14 protein-coding genes and 1 pseudogene are annotated in these 13,024 nt (G+C 64.3%); 8 read left to right on the top strand and 7 right to left on the bottom strand.

Translation table 11 applies throughout. The features are described from left to right. Position 1: 1 nt before the first annotated feature. On the bottom strand, positions 2–1,045 hold the full coding sequence (locus NKI58_RS13450; RefSeq protein WP_352782877.1) for a class II aldolase/adducin family protein: 1,044 nt from the start codon (positions 1,043–1,045) through the stop codon (positions 2–4). A 228-nt stretch (positions 1,046–1,273) separates the two neighbouring features. On the opposite strand from NKI58_RS13450, the gene NKI58_RS13445 reads away from it, so the two are divergent. The 6 genes from NKI58_RS13445 to NKI58_RS13420 all read left to right on the top strand — a co-directional run bounded on the left by NKI58_RS13445 (position 1,274) and on the right by NKI58_RS13420 (position 8,024). Beyond that, positions 1,274–2,056 carry a DeoR/GlpR family DNA-binding transcription regulator gene (locus NKI58_RS13445; RefSeq protein WP_352757313.1) on the top strand — a complete coding sequence of 261 codons (783 nt, stop codon included), beginning with the start codon at positions 1,274–1,276 and terminating at the stop codon, positions 2,054–2,056. Further along, entirely contained in the window at positions 2,053–3,432 is a 1,380-nt protein-coding gene (locus NKI58_RS13440; RefSeq protein ID WP_352782881.1) for an FGGY-family carbohydrate kinase, read from the top strand. The genes NKI58_RS13445 and NKI58_RS13440 overlap by 4 nt, the downstream gene beginning before the upstream one ends. Then, positions 3,429–4,973, top strand: a complete 1,545-nt coding sequence (locus NKI58_RS13435; protein WP_352638292.1) for a sugar ABC transporter ATP-binding protein — start codon at positions 3,429–3,431, stop codon at positions 4,971–4,973. The genes NKI58_RS13440 and NKI58_RS13435 overlap by 4 nt, the downstream gene beginning before the upstream one ends. Before the next feature lie 20 nt (positions 4,974–4,993). After that, on the top strand, positions 4,994–5,971 hold the full coding sequence (locus NKI58_RS13430) for an ABC transporter permease subunit (protein WP_502896897.1): 978 nt from the start codon (positions 4,994–4,996) through the stop codon (positions 5,969–5,971). A gap of 86 nt (positions 5,972–6,057) precedes the next feature. Beyond that, complete coding sequence (locus NKI58_RS13425) at positions 6,058–6,996, top strand: ABC transporter substrate-binding protein (RefSeq protein ID WP_023680482.1); 939 nt, start codon at positions 6,058–6,060, stop codon at positions 6,994–6,996. Positions 6,997–7,112: 116 nt separating this feature from the next. Then, on the top strand, positions 7,113–8,024 hold the full coding sequence (locus NKI58_RS13420; protein ID WP_023680481.1) for a sugar phosphate isomerase/epimerase family protein: 912 nt from the start codon (positions 7,113–7,115) through the stop codon (positions 8,022–8,024). 15 nt (positions 8,025–8,039) lie between these two features. Here NKI58_RS13420 and NKI58_RS13415 read toward each other — a convergent pair whose 3' ends face one another. Further along, on the bottom strand, positions 8,040–8,495 hold the full coding sequence (locus NKI58_RS13415; RefSeq protein WP_023680480.1) for a Crp/Fnr family transcriptional regulator: 456 nt from the start codon (positions 8,493–8,495) through the stop codon (positions 8,040–8,042). A 125-nt stretch (positions 8,496–8,620) separates the two neighbouring features. Next, positions 8,621–9,304, bottom strand: coding sequence for a response regulator transcription factor (locus NKI58_RS13410; protein WP_023680479.1), 684 nt, complete (start codon positions 9,302–9,304; stop codon positions 8,621–8,623). A 144-nt stretch (positions 9,305–9,448) separates the two neighbouring features. Between NKI58_RS13410 and NKI58_RS13405 the strand changes: the two genes are divergently transcribed. Further along, positions 9,449–9,985 carry a L,D-transpeptidase family protein gene (locus NKI58_RS13405; protein WP_352578133.1) on the top strand — a complete coding sequence of 179 codons (537 nt, stop codon included), beginning with the start codon at positions 9,449–9,451 and terminating at the stop codon, positions 9,983–9,985. A gap of 88 nt (positions 9,986–10,073) precedes the next feature. On the opposite strand, the gene NKI58_RS13400 is transcribed toward NKI58_RS13405, so the two are convergent. Next, positions 10,074–10,322: a hypothetical protein gene (locus NKI58_RS13400; protein ID WP_352578134.1), complete on the bottom strand. Its 249-nt coding sequence runs from the start codon at positions 10,320–10,322 to the stop codon at positions 10,074–10,076. Positions 10,323–10,484: 162 nt separating this feature from the next. Between NKI58_RS13400 and gcvA the strand changes: the two are divergent. Continuing rightward, positions 10,485–11,404 (top strand): annotated as a pseudogene (gene gcvA / locus NKI58_RS13395) (transcriptional regulator GcvA). A gap of 3 nt (positions 11,405–11,407) precedes the next feature. On the opposite strand, the gene NKI58_RS13390 reads toward gcvA, so the two are convergent. From NKI58_RS13390 to NKI58_RS13380, 3 genes are read right to left on the bottom strand one after another with little or no spacing between them, the layout of a single operon-like run. Beyond that, complete coding sequence (locus NKI58_RS13390) at positions 11,408–11,824, bottom strand: DUF1761 domain-containing protein (RefSeq protein ID WP_352718475.1); 417 nt, start codon at positions 11,822–11,824, stop codon at positions 11,408–11,410. Between the two features lie 48 nt (positions 11,825–11,872). Next, positions 11,873–12,529 (bottom strand): class I SAM-dependent methyltransferase, encoded by a 657-nt coding sequence (locus NKI58_RS13385; protein WP_352782889.1) that lies wholly within the window; start codon positions 12,527–12,529, stop codon positions 11,873–11,875. Further along, positions 12,526–12,951 (bottom strand): EVE domain-containing protein, encoded by a 426-nt coding sequence (locus NKI58_RS13380; protein ID WP_352456302.1) that lies wholly within the window; start codon positions 12,949–12,951, stop codon positions 12,526–12,528. Before NKI58_RS13380 ends, NKI58_RS13385 begins: the two co-directional genes overlap by 4 nt. Between the last annotated feature and the right edge of the window lie 73 nt (positions 12,952–13,024).

Genomic DNA, 13,024 nt, shown 5'->3' with positions numbered 1-13,024 from the left:
GTCAGCTGCCTCCGGCATTGAGTTTCTGACGATATTTTTCGGCGTCCCAGTTGATCAGCTCGTCATTCTCCGCCGGTGTCAGATAATTCAGCTTCGCCGAGACATCGATCCGCGCTGTCACGTCGGAAAGGCAGCGCTGCATGGCGTCGGCACCGGCGCCGGCGTCGCCGCGCATCAACACGCCGAGTCCAGGAAACAGGATCGCCACGGGTGCGGCGCCGCAGCGCTCGATGACGCGCTTCACACCCTCGTCCGGTCTCGCCACGACCGAGCCTTCGCCGAGAAAGATGACGTGGTCGGGGTAGAGGCTGCCACCCGAAGCCATGCGGCAGCTTTCGGGGTCGATCGCCACCGCATGCGCCTCAACGTCCGCCGGCAATCTGTAGTCGCTGTCGCCGGCGCGCGCCGTCAATGCCGCGATGTCCGGTTCCGCCACCTGGCGCGGCGGCCGCGCCAACAGTCGTGTCACGCGCCGCAGCAGCATGTCGGCCGCGGCGACGGTCTCGGCTGCAACGACCAGGCCGTGATTGCCGAGGATCAGGATATCCACGCCTGGCCGAAGGCGCTCGGCGATACCCTGCGCGAGCGGCAGTCCCGGCCGGCGATAGGGAACATACGCCCATTGATGGCCGTCGAGCCGTCTGGCGGCCTCGGCCTCGCAGTCGGCCTGCACGGCCAGCGAAATGGTCTCGACGCAGTGAACATGCAGAACGATGCGCTGCGGCATCAGCGCATGCACGGTGGTCTCGATCGACGGGCGCAAGCCGCGCGCGTTGAGGGCGCCGACAGTGAAGGCCTGCGGCTGTTCGGCGGCCGGGTCGCGCCGTTCGATGGCGTCGAGCAATGGCGGGATGCCGACCGGCACCATGATGTCCGCGATGAGCGCGTCCTTCAGCCAGGTGCCGGAGGCCTTGATCCAGAGCGTGTCGCCGGCTTTCAGCGAGGTGTTGCCGCCGGCGGCCTGGGTCAGATGCGGGTCGCTGCCGATGGCGGCCGAAAGCGACTGCAGCGCTGCCAGTTCCTGCGCATCCGCACTGATCGTCATCGAAATTCCTCCACAAACCGGCCGCGTGGCCACGGCTTTGGACGTCCCGGTGCCGGGACGAAGACCGACGCTGGTATCGCAGATGCGAGTAAGTTACGTCAACAGTGATGTTATCGCGTCAGATCAGGCTTGCAATCCGAGGCGTGTTGAGTAAGTTGCACCAATTGCCGTGCAAAATGGCAATGCCCTGCAAAATGCTTGGGAGGCAAGCGCATTGGGAGGTAAGGGTTGAGCGACTCCGGCCGCCAGCGCCAGATTGTCGAGCTTTTGCGGGACCGGCCTTTCGCATCGGTGCGCGAGCTGCAGGAGCGGCTTGGCGTGTCGGCGGCGACAGTGCGGCGCGACATCGACAAGATCGACGAGGCCGGCGAAGCGCGCAAGGTCTATGGCGGCATCTCGGCGCTCGATGGCGCTTCGCAAGCCGGCGTCGCCTATGCCAGGCCCTATGACGAGAACCGCGACCTCGCCGTCGAGGCCAAGCGGCAGATCGCCGCTCTCGCCGCCACCATGGTGCGCGACGGCGACGCGGTCATCGTGCATGGCGGTTCGACCTGCTTCCATCTCGGCGTCAAGCTCGCCGACCGCAACATCCGGCTCTACACCAACTCGATGCCGCTCGCGGCCTATCTCAGCGACCACGGCCATTGCAGCCTCACCGTCGCCGGCGGCGAACTGCACCGCGAGCCGGGCATCATCCATTCGCTGACGCAGACGGTGCCGTTCTACGCCTCGAAGTTCTTTCTCGGCGCGCAAGGCATCGGCCAGGAAGGCCTTCTGGAATCGCACCCGCTGCTGGTCCGCTCGATCGTCGAGCTCAGCCTCTGCGCGGACCAGATCGTCGTGCTGGCCGACAGCCGAAAACTGTCGATCCACGCGCGCAATGTGGCACTGCCGCTGTCGCGGATCGGCACGCTGGTCACCGATGACGGCCTGTCCGAGACAGATGCCCATATGCTCGAAGATGCCGGCGTCATGGTGCGGATCGCGGCTTCCTCGGGAGGCGCCCAGTGAACATCGCCGTCCTCGATTTCGGCAAGACCAATTCGAAGCTGTTCGTCTTCGGCCAGGACGGACAGATCCTCGACGAGCGCCGCACCCAGCCGAGCTGGATCCGCAAAGGCGGCTTCAGCGTGCTCGACGAGCCAGCGCTGCACGACTGGGCGGCTCGCGCCATCGATGATGCAGTCGACACGCATGGCGTGGAAGGGCTGATGGTATCCGGCCATGGCTGCACCTTCGCGTTGGTCGACGAAGCCGCGCTGACGCATCCGATCCTCGATTACGAGCAGGAACCGCCAGCTGAAATCGCCGCGCAGATCGACCGCCGCATTCCGGATTTTGCCGAGACCTTTTCGCCGCGCCTGCCGCTTGGCTTCAACTACGGCCGCCACATGTTGTGGCTGAAGGAGGTGGAGCCCGGTGCCTTCGCCACAGCGAAATCGATCCTCGGCTACCCCCAATATTGGAGCTGGCGGTTTGGCGGCCGGCCGGTATCGGAAGTGTCGTATCTTGGCTGCCACTCGCATTTATGGGCGCCGCGCAAACGCGATTTCAGCTCGCTGGTCGATGCCGAGGGCTGGCGCGGCCAGATGCCCGCCTTCGAGCGTGCCGGCGCGGTGATCGGCGAGCAGCGCTTCGGCCAGGCCGCGAAGCCAGTCGCCATCCATAATGGCGTCCACGACAGCAATGCCGCGCTCCATGCCTACCGCCGGCAGCAGCTCGGGGCGGTGACCGTGGTCTCGACCGGCACCTGGGTGGTCGTGCTCAATCCGGACTGCCCGCTCGACGCACTCGACGGCGAGCGCGACATGCTGGTCAATGTCGATGTCGATGGCGGCCCAGTGCCAACCGTCCGCTTCATGGGCGGGCGCGAATTCGCCACGATCAGCGCCGGCTGGCAGGGCGCAATCGCGCCGTCATCGATACAACGGGTGATCGACGCCGGCATTATGGCGCTGCCGAGCTTCGCGCCCGGCGGCCCGATGCCGCACCGCCGCGGCGAACTGGTCGGGCGTACGCCCAATGCCGAGGAACGCGCGGCCATGGCGCTGCTCTATGTCGCGCTGATGGTCGATCTGTGCCTCGAGCTGATCCATTCGGACAACACAGTGATCGTCGACGGCGGCCTGAACAATGGCGGGCTGCTTGCCGCGTTGCTGGCGCAGTTGCGGCCCGGGCAGGCTTTCCTGCAGGGCGCAACGCTGGAGGGCAGCGCCACCGGTGCTGCCGCACTTGCCTTCGAAAGCGTCGGGCGCGAGTTTGCCACCGAAGCGCCGGAGGCGGTGCATGCGGCAAGTTTCAGCGGCCTTGCCGGCTATCGCAACGACTGGCGCGGCCTTGCCGCCGACCGGGCTGTGGCCAGCGCAGCCGCAGGAGGTGCGCGATGAGCGCCGCCGCCCGGATCGAGACGGTGCGCCAGCCGGTGCTGGAGATGCGCCACATCTCCAAGACGTTCGGTGCGATCCGCGCCTTGCACGATGTGTCGCTGACCGTTCACGCCGGCGAGCTGCACGCGCTGATGGGCGAAAACGGTGCCGGCAAGTCGACGCTGATGAAGGTGCTGTCCGGCGCCTACCGGCCGGACCCCGGCGGCGAAATCCTGATCGACGGCGTGCCGGCCGCGACTGGCGACCCGATCAAGGCGCGCGCCGCCGGCATTGCGGTCATCTATCAGGAGCTGTCGCTGGCGCCTAATCTGTCGGTAGCGCAGAACATTTTTCTCGGCAACGAGCCGCGACGGTTCGGCGTTGTCGACCGCGAGCAGTGCAATCGGCGCGCCAGCGAGATCATCGCGCGGCTCGGCGTGACCTTCTCGGCGCGCAGTCCGGTCGCAAGCCTGTCGCTTGGCGAGCGACAGCTGGTGGAAATCGCCCGCGCACTGTCGACCAATGCGCGCATCATCGTCATGGACGAGCCGACCACGTCGCTGACCTCGCGTGAGACCGACCGGCTGTTCGAGGTGATCGCGACGCTGAAGTCGCAAGGCATCGCCATCATCTACATCAGCCACCGCATGGAAGAGGTCTACCAGCTCGCCGACCGCGTCAGCGTGCTACGCGACAGCGGCTATGTCGGCACGCTCGACCGCGCCGACCTGAACGCCTCGCGCCTGGTATCGATGATGGTCGGGCGCGATCTGTCGACGTTCTACAAGAAGGATCACCGTCCGCCGGACAGCAAGCGCGCCATCGCGCTGTCGGTGCGCGGCATGTCGGACGGCAATCTCATAAAGAATTGTTCCTTCGACCTCCACAAGGGCGAGGTGCTGGCACTGGCCGGCCTGGTCGGCTCGGGCCGCACCGAACTGGCACGGCTGATCTTCGGCGCCGACAGGCACACATCAGGCACGCTGGAGCTCGGCGGCAAACCGATATCCATCGGTTCGCCGAGCGAGGCGCTCGATGCCGGCATCGCCTACCTGACCGAGGACCGCAAGCAACTTGGCCTGTTTCTCGACATGTCGATCTCCGACAATATCAGCATGGGCGTGCTGGCAAAGGACGCGAAGGCCGGCGGTTTGCGCGACTTCACGGCTGCCGAAAAGCGCGCCGCCAAGGCGGTGTCAGACCTCTCCATCCGCACCAGCTCGGTGCAGGCCAATGCCGGCTCGCTGTCGGGCGGCAACCAGCAGAAGGTGCTGCTCGCCCGCCTGCTGGAAACCGAGCCGCAGGTCGTCATCCTCGATGAGCCGACCCGCGGCGTCGATGTCGGGGCGAAGTCGGAAATCTATCGGCTGATCGACAACCTGGCCAAGAAAGGCATCGCCATCCTGATGATCTCCAGCGAACTGCCGGAGGTGATCGGCATCGCCGACCGCGTGCTGGTGATGCGCGACGGAACCATTGCCGGCGAGGTGACGGCGTCGGAGGGCGAGCCGCTGCGGCAGGAAGCGATCATGGAACTTGCAACGGGAGCGGCTCAGCGATGACCGACAAGGTGGCCGACACGATGAAAGCGGACGACCGGGCGGTCGGCAGGAGCAGGAGGTGGCGTACCGCCATCGCCGCACTCGGCATGCTGCCGATCCTGATCCTGCTGGCGGTCGGCTTCCAGTTCATCAATCCGCGCTTTTTCACCCAGACCAATCTGCTGATCGTCATGCAGCAATCGTCGATCAACATCGTGCTGGCCGCCGGCATGACCTTCGTCATCCTGACCGGCGGCATCGACCTGTCCGTCGGCTCGATCCTTGCCGCCTCGGCGATGGTGGCGGTGATGGTGTCGCTGGTGCCCGATTGGGGACTGCTGGGCGTGCCCGCGGCCATTCTCGTCGGGCTCGGTTTCGGCGTCATCAACGGGCTGCTGATCGCCTATATCAAGCTGCCGCCCTTCATCGTCACGCTGGGATCGCTGACCGCCGTGCGCGGCGTCGCCCGCCTGCTCGGCCAGGACACGACGGTGTTCAACGCGGACCTGCCGTTCGACTTCATCGGCAACGGTTCGCTGTTCGGCATTCCGTGGCTGGTAATCATCGCGCTGGCGGTCGTCGTCCTGTCCTGGCTGGTGCTCAAGCGCACCGTGCTCGGCACCTGGATCTACGCCGTCGGCGGCAACGCCGAGGCCGCCAGGCTGACCGGCATCAAGGTGCCGCTGGTGCTGCTCTTCGTCTACGGCGTTTCCGGCCTTCTGGCCGGCCTTGGCGGCGCCATGTCGGCGGCCCGGCTCTATGCCGCCAACGGGCTTCAGCTCGGCCAGTCCTACGAACTCGACGCCATTGCCGCAGTCATCCTCGGCGGCACCAGTTTCGTCGGCGGTGTCGGCTCGATCTGGGGCACGCTGATCGGCGGCCTGATCATCGCCGTGCTGTCCAACGGGCTCATCCTCGCCGGTGTTTCGGACATCTGGCAGTACATCATCAAGGGATTGGTCATCATCGTGGCGGTCGCCCTCGACCGTTACCGGCTCCAGGCAGGAGCAAGAACGTGATGGCCCTTAGTCGCCGGCATCCAACGAGCCGGTTTCATGTGTAACGCACCGTGAGAGGCGCGGGGCATCAGGAGGAAAATAAAACAATGAAGACCATCGCTAAACTGCTCTGCGGCGTCGCCCTTGCGGCCGCCGTCATCGCGCCGGCATCGGCAAAGGATCTGAACAAGGTCGGCATCTCGGTCGGACTGCTCGGCAACCCGTTCTTCGTCGCCACCATCAAGGGCATCGAGGACGCGGCCAAGAAGATCAACCCGAATGTGCAGGTGACATCGGTATCGGCCGACTACGATCTCAACAAGCAGGTATCGCAGGTCGATTCCTTCATCGCTGCCGGTGTCGACGTCATCATGCTCAACGCAGTCGATGCCAAGGCGATCGCGCCGGCGGTGAAGAAGGCGCAGGCGGCCGGCATCGTCGTTGCCGCTTTCGACGTTTCGGCGCCGGGCGCCGACGTCACCGTGATGACCAACAACGTCAAGGCCGGCGAAGAGGCGTGCCAGTATCTGGTCGATAATACCGGCGGCAAGGGCGACTATGTCATCCTCAATGGCCCGGCCTCGTCGTCGATCCTGGAGCGGGTCAAGGGCTGCAAGGACGTGCTGGCAAAGCACCCCGACATCAAGATCCTTTCCGACGACCAGAACGCCGAAGGCTCGCGTGACGGCGGCCTGAAAGTGTTCCAGTCGCTGCTGACGCGTTTCGACAAGATCGACGCGGTCTTCGCCATCAACGATCCGACGGCGATCGGCGCCCAGCTTGCGGCCAAGCAGCTCAACCGCTCGGAGTTCATCTTCACCGCGGTCGACGGTGCACCCGATATCGAGAAGGAACTCGCCTCCGGCACGTCGATGATCAAGGCCTCGGCCTCGCAGGATCCCTATGTGATGGCCGGCCAGTCGCTGACGATGGCGGCTGACCTGCTTGCCGGCAAGAAGCCGGCCGAGCCGACGGTGCTGCTCGACCCGAAGCTGATCACGGCCGACAATTTGCAGGATTACAAGGGCTGGACCGCGGCTCGCTAAGCCTCCCAAGCCTGGTGCGGTCGGGATGACCGGCCGCACCTTTTTTGTCCGAGCAGCGGATTGCCAAAACCGCTTTGGCCTTGGGTCCGCTACTCCTGGAATGACCGGAGACAATCATGTCGCGCATCGGAATCCACTCATTCGTCTGGTCGGCGAGCTCGGCGCAGGGCGACCTCGAGCGGACGCTGGCCAACACCAGGGAAGCCGGCTTCGACCTGATCGAATTCTCCTATCTCGACCCCGCCAATGTCGACATTGACGGCTTGGCCAAGCGGATCGCCGATCTCGGCCTCGGCGTTGCGATCAGCATTGGACTGCCGGCCGACGGCGATATTTCGAGCGCCGACAAAACGATTGCCGCGCACGGCGTCGAAATCCTGGAACGTACGATCGCGCTGACCCGCGATCTCGGCGGCCAGAAGGTTGCCGGCATCCTCAGCACCAGCCACGGCTTGCAGAGCGAGGCGCCGACGCGTGACCAGTGGAACCGCAGCGCCGGCACGCTGGCCGAGGTGGCGGACACGGCAAAATCAGCCGGCGTCACCCTCAACCTCGAAATCGTCAACCGCTTCGAAAGCAATCTGCTCAACACCGCCGCGCAAGGCATGGCCTTCATCGCGGACAGCGGCTCCGACAATATCTTCCTGCATCTCGACAGCTTCCACATGAACATCGAGGAGGCCGATGTCGGCTTGGCCATTCGCAATGCGGTCGGGAAGATCGGCTATGTCCATATCGGCGAGAGCCATCGCGGTTTCCTCGGCACCGGCAATATCGATTTTGCCGCGATATTCGATGCGCTGACCGCCATCGGCTACAGCGACGACCTCAGCTTCGAATCCTTCTCCTCGGAAATCGTCGACGAGAACCTGTCGCGGAAAACCGCGATCTGGCGCAATCTGTGGACCGACAATATGGAGCTGGCCAAACATGCGCGCCGCTTCATTGCGCTCGGACTGGAGACGGCACGGCGCAAGGCCGAGCTTGTTTCCGCAACGCACCCGCAGTTCCGAAATCGATCTGGTTAGGCCAGAGGCGCTATATTAGCCGGCAAAACGCGGCCCAAGTTCCTCGATGCGGCGGATCATCGCCTGGAAATCCTCCAAGATGCGCTGGTGCAAGTGAACCGCCAGTTCCGGGTATTCCTCGAGGATGCGGCGGAACATCTTGCGGCTGAGCCGCAGCACTTCCGAATCGATTTCGGCGGAGGCGCTGGTCAGCCGGTTGGTGTCGGCGATCAGCGCCAGTTCGCTGAGTATGGTGCCGGGGCCGGCGGTGCCGATCGGGATGCGCTCGCCGTCGTGCTCGCGGTAGAGCACGATGCGGCCGCTGACCACGATGTAGGCCGAATCAGCCTCGTCGTCCTCGCGGTAAAGCTTGTGGTCGGCTTTCAACATGGTGGTTTCGGCGCCGAAGGCGAGCAGACGCAGCTGTTCCTGCGTAAAGCCCTCGAAGAGCCTCACGGTGGACAGGATGCGGATGTCGTCATCCAGCGCCATCTAGCTATGTCCCCGAACCGTCAGTCCGACTCCTCCCCTACGAGGCCGATCCAAAACCACCTCCAGCCTCAGGACCGTACCCGAAAAGCGCCCCGCCCGGATCGCTTATTTGAATAATGAAATGTTTAAGGAACCAGCTTGTAGCCGCCGCTTTCTGTCACGAGAATTTCCGCGTTGGAAGGATCGCGCTCGATCTTCTGGCGCAGCCGGTAGACGTGAGTTTCGAGCGTATGCGTGGTGACGCCGGAATTGTAGCCCCAGACTTCCTCCAGCAGCACGTCGCGGGTCACCACCTTCTGGTCGGCACGGTAGAGATATTTGATGATCGAGGCTTCCTTTTCGGTCAGCCGCACCTTGGCGCCGCGCGGGTCGATCAGAAGCTTCTGGCTGGGCTTGAACGTGTAGGGGCCGACCGAGAAAGTGGCGTCCTCGCTCTGTTCGTGCTGGCGCAACTGCGCGCGGATGCGGGCCAGCAGCACGGCAAAACGGAACGGCTTCGTCACATAGTCGTTGGCGCCGGCCTCGAGGCCAAGGATGGTGTCGGAATCGGTATCATGGCCGGTCAGCATGATGATCGGCGCCTTGTAGCCGCCCTTGCGCAATATCTTTACCGCCTCGCGGCCATCCATGTCGGGCAGGCCGACATCCATGATGAGCAGGTCGATGAGCCCGCCACGCGCCGTGGCGACGCCTTTGGCGGCGGTCGCTTCCTGCAGGACATCGAATTCCTCATAAAGCGACAATTGCTCGACAAGGGTGCCGCGCAGGTCGTCATCGTCGTCGACGATCAGAATGGTGCGTGAAGTCATGGATCAATCCGTTGTTTTGAAAAGAGATTTCAGTTGACCGCTGCCTGTTTATGCGGAAGCTGACCGGCACAACAGCCGTTCACAGTGATTTGTTCCGTGGCACGATCATACAAGAAAAAACACGATCGCAATGCAGTCGGCGCAATTTTGCCGAAAGGGCTCACCGTGCTCACCGTGCGCGCGCGCCCCGGCCAACCCAGCCAGGGCTTTCTGCAGGCCGGCAAACTGGTGTTTCCATGTGCGCTGGGGCATGGCGGCATCTCGGCCGGCAAGCGCGAGGGCGACGGCGCCACGCCGCTTGCCTCGATGCGGATATTGTCGGGATATTTTCGCGGCGACCGTTTTGCCGGCGGCCGCCGGACGCCGCTGGCGATGACGCCGATCGGCCGCGACCTCGGCTGGTGCGAAGTGCCTGGGGACCGCAACTACAACCGCCCGGTCAAAATCCCCTATGGCGCCAGCCATGAGCGGATGCTGCGCACCGACGATCTCTATGACGCCTGCCTGGTGCTGGACTGGAACATTGTGCCGCGCCGGCGCGGGCGCGGCAGCGCCATCTTCTTCCACCTGGCGCGCCCCGGCTTCACGCCGACGCAAGGCTGCGTCGCGGTAACGGCCCGCACCATGGCACGGCTGCTGCCGCTGCTGTCGGAGCGGACGGTGGTAAGGGTGGTGAGGTAGTGAATAGTGAATAGTGAGTGGTGAGAAGCGATCGATAGGGACATGTGCAGGCGCACCGCCTAGCTTCCCATTCACCATTCACCATTCACTACTGCCCTATCCGCTTCCTCGGCCTCTGCCAACCGATGTCGAGAAGGCCGAGCCGGCCGAGTTCGCGGTCCATGGCGCGTGCGATGTCCTTGCGTTCGCCGCCGATGTCGCGCAGCTGGCGATCGGAGAGATCCTCGACATTCTCGTAGGGAAGATTGACCGCGATTTTTGCATGCCGAAGCCAGTCAAGCATGGCGCGCAGCCAGGCCGGGCGGAGGATTCCAGAGCGCAAGGCGATGTCAGACATGGTGCAATCCGCTTCTCCGGACATCAAATCCGGTTTGATGTTTCTTCGATGCTCAGAGCATGGCGGATTGAAATTCAAACGGGAAACGAGTAGTTTTTTCTGCATCTTCAAGTTTTGTTTGAGGATTGGAATGCTCGACCGAACCCTCCTCGTCTGGCATTGATGGCGCGCCTGCTGCCTGGAACCGTGCGCTGCGGACGCTGGAGGCAGCGGCGCGGCACCTCAATTTCACCCGCGCCGCCGACGAGCTCGGCCTGACGCCGGCAGCGGTCAGCCATCAGATCAAGGAAATCGAGGATCAGCTCGGCATCGTGCTGTTCACACGCACCAGCCGCACGATCCGGCTGACCGAGGCGGGCGCGGTGCTGTTCGAAGCTTCGACCGATGCGCTCGACCTGCTTGGCCGGGCCGTCTCACGGGCGCAGAAGACGGCGCGCGGATCGGCGCTGCTGAAGGTCACCCTCGATGCGCAATTCGCGACGAAGTGGCTGATGCGGCGCGTCGACGATTTTCGCAAGCAGCATCCGGCAATCGAGCTGCGTTTCGACATCAGTTACGAGGTGCGCGACTTCGATCGCGACGACGTCGATCTCGGCATCCGTTTCGGCACCGGCAAATATCCGGGGCTTCGCTCGCACCGGCTGTTCGAAAACGTCATCATCCCCGTCTGCAGCCCAGCCTTGCTGCGGGGGGGGCCGCGGCTGAAAGAGCCGCGCGACCTGTTTCATCACACGCTGGCCCATATCGAGTGGTCGCGCCAGGGCGTCACCTGGCCGAACTGGAGCATGTGGATGGCGGCGGCGGGCGTCGACGATTTCGACGACAGCCGGACCATCGTGTTCGGCAATTCGACCGATGCCGTCCAGGCCGCGCTCGACGGCAACGCGGTCGCGCTCGCCGATTTCGCCATGGTGGCAAACGACCTTTCGGAAGGTAGGCTGATCCGGCCGTTCGAACTCGGCATCAAGGTCGCGCCCGAATTCGCCTATTTCCTGGTCTATCCGGAGACCGCGGCGAACGATGCGCGCATCGTCGCCTTTCGCGATTGGCTCCTCGAGGAAATCGCCAGGACCCCGACCTGACGGTCAGCCCGCCGCCGCGCCGAACCAGCCGATCACCGCGCCGATGAGAAGCAGCACGCCAAGCCAGTGACCAACATCGATGAGCGTCAGATCCCAGCCGAAACCTTCGTAGCGATGGTTGACCGAAAGCGTGGTGGCGACGAACCCCAGCCAGAGAACGAAGCCGAAGATCACCCCGGCAAGCAGGCTCGGTTCGCCGCCGGTCACGGCGCCGATGATCAGCGACATGACCAGCGCCATGACGAGCTCCGCGACGAAGGAGACGACGAAGGGTAGCATCGATTTGCTCATCGTCGCCGGATCAAGCTTGGCGGCCTTCAGCCACGGCTTGCTCAAGCCCATGTACCAGGCCGCGCCGAACAGCCACGCCACGACGGCGGCGACGATTACCGCCAGCCAATTGATTGCTGAAAAATCCATGGTTCCCTCCGGTCGATTGCGCGATGGAACGCCTGTTCGGCGATGCCGTCAAGCAAGGCGCCAGACGGTGGTGCGCTTGACCTCGGCGTCTTCCAGCGCGCGGGTCACCGCCACTTCGTAGACGGCAAGCGGTTCCAGTCCCGCCCTCGGCAGATAGGAACGGCCGGGATCGCCGACGAGGATGTCGCCGCCGCGCGCCTTCAACGCCGCGAACCACGGCATCAGCCTGTCGGCGAAAGTCTTGTCATAGAAGACGTCGCCGGCCAGCACCACGTCCCAGCCCGCATCGGTGCCGATGCAGTCGCCGACGAGGAATTTTATCTCGGTCCCATTTGCCTCGGCATTGAGGCGGATCGCGGTCGCGCAGAATGGGTCTATATCGGCGGCGATCACCTCGGCAGCTCCGGCCTTCACCGCGGCAATGGCGACAAGGCCGGAGCCGGAGGCGAAGTCCAGCACGCGCTTGCCGCGCACCGCCGCCGGATTGTCGAGGATGTAGCGGGCAAGGCCTTGGCCGCCGGCCCAGGCAAAAGCCCAGAAGGGCGGCGGCAGGCCGATTTCGGTCAGCTCGTCCTCGGTCCGCCGCCACAGTTCGTGCGCCTCGTCGGCCAGGTGCAGGCGGATCTCCGGCACATGTGGCGGCGCCATCAGCGCCGTGTTGTCGAGGATGAATTTCCTGGCGCTGTCCGGCGTCAGCGCCGTCATGGCGCCGGCGTCAGGCCGCCCATGCGGCAAACCTCTTGCCATTCGGCCGGCGTCACCGGCTGCACAGACAGCCGCCCGAGCCGCACCAGCGCCATGTCGGCCAGCTTTTGATTGGCCTTGGCTTGCTCCAGCGTCACCGGCTTCGGCATGGCCTTGAAGGCGCGGATGTCGACGCACTCCCAGCGGGGATCGTCGGTGGTGCTGTCCTGATGGGCCAGAGCGCAGACTTCGGCGATGCCGACGATGTCGAGCCCGTCATTGGAATGGTAGAAGAAGCCGAGATCGCCGATCTGCATCGCCTTCATGTTGTTGCGCGCCGCATAATTGCGCACGCCGTCCCATTGCGTGCCGGCCTTGCCCTTGGCCTTGAGGTCCTCGAAGGAGAAGACCGAAGGTTCGGATTTGAACAGCCAGTAGTTCATTGTGTTGCTCCTCCTCAGGTGCCGCCGCGACTAAAAGCGCGTCGCGTTCGACCGGCCTCATGCGACGCGCTTT

Origin of the sequence: Mesorhizobium sp. M0522 (assembly GCF_040321085.1) — a bacterium.
In the GTDB taxonomy this organism is placed as follows: domain Bacteria; phylum Pseudomonadota; class Alphaproteobacteria; order Rhizobiales; family Rhizobiaceae; genus Mesorhizobium.
Note: the sequence above shows the minus strand (reverse complement) of the source record. Positions and strands in the feature narration are given on the sequence as shown.

Coding starts and splice junctions, on each gene's coding strand:
- NKI58_RS13450 (WP_352782877.1), bottom strand. CDS start 1,045: ATGACGATCAGTGCGGATGCGCAGGAACTGGCAGCGCTGCAGTCGCTT.
- NKI58_RS13435 (WP_352638292.1), top strand. CDS start 3,429: ATGAGCGCCGCCGCCCGGATCGAGACGGTGCGCCAGCCGGTGCTGGAG.
- NKI58_RS13430 (WP_502896897.1), top strand. CDS start 4,994: ATGAAAGCGGACGACCGGGCGGTCGGCAGGAGCAGGAGGTGGCGTACC.
- NKI58_RS13425 (WP_023680482.1), top strand. CDS start 6,058: ATGAAGACCATCGCTAAACTGCTCTGCGGCGTCGCCCTTGCGGCCGCC.
- NKI58_RS13420 (WP_023680481.1), top strand. CDS start 7,113: ATGTCGCGCATCGGAATCCACTCATTCGTCTGGTCGGCGAGCTCGGCG.
- NKI58_RS13415 (WP_023680480.1), bottom strand. CDS start 8,495: ATGGCGCTGGATGACGACATCCGCATCCTGTCCACCGTGAGGCTCTTC.
- NKI58_RS13410 (WP_023680479.1), bottom strand. CDS start 9,304: ATGACTTCACGCACCATTCTGATCGTCGACGACGATGACGACCTGCGC.
- NKI58_RS13400 (WP_352578134.1), bottom strand. CDS start 10,322: ATGTCTGACATCGCCTTGCGCTCTGGAATCCTCCGCCCGGCCTGGCTG.
- NKI58_RS13390 (WP_352718475.1), bottom strand. CDS start 11,824: ATGGATTTTTCAGCAATCAATTGGCTGGCGGTAATCGTCGCCGCCGTC.
- NKI58_RS13385 (WP_352782889.1), bottom strand. CDS start 12,529: ATGACGGCGCTGACGCCGGACAGCGCCAGGAAATTCATCCTCGACAAC.
- NKI58_RS13380 (WP_352456302.1), bottom strand. CDS start 12,951: ATGAACTACTGGCTGTTCAAATCCGAACCTTCGGTCTTCTCCTTCGAG.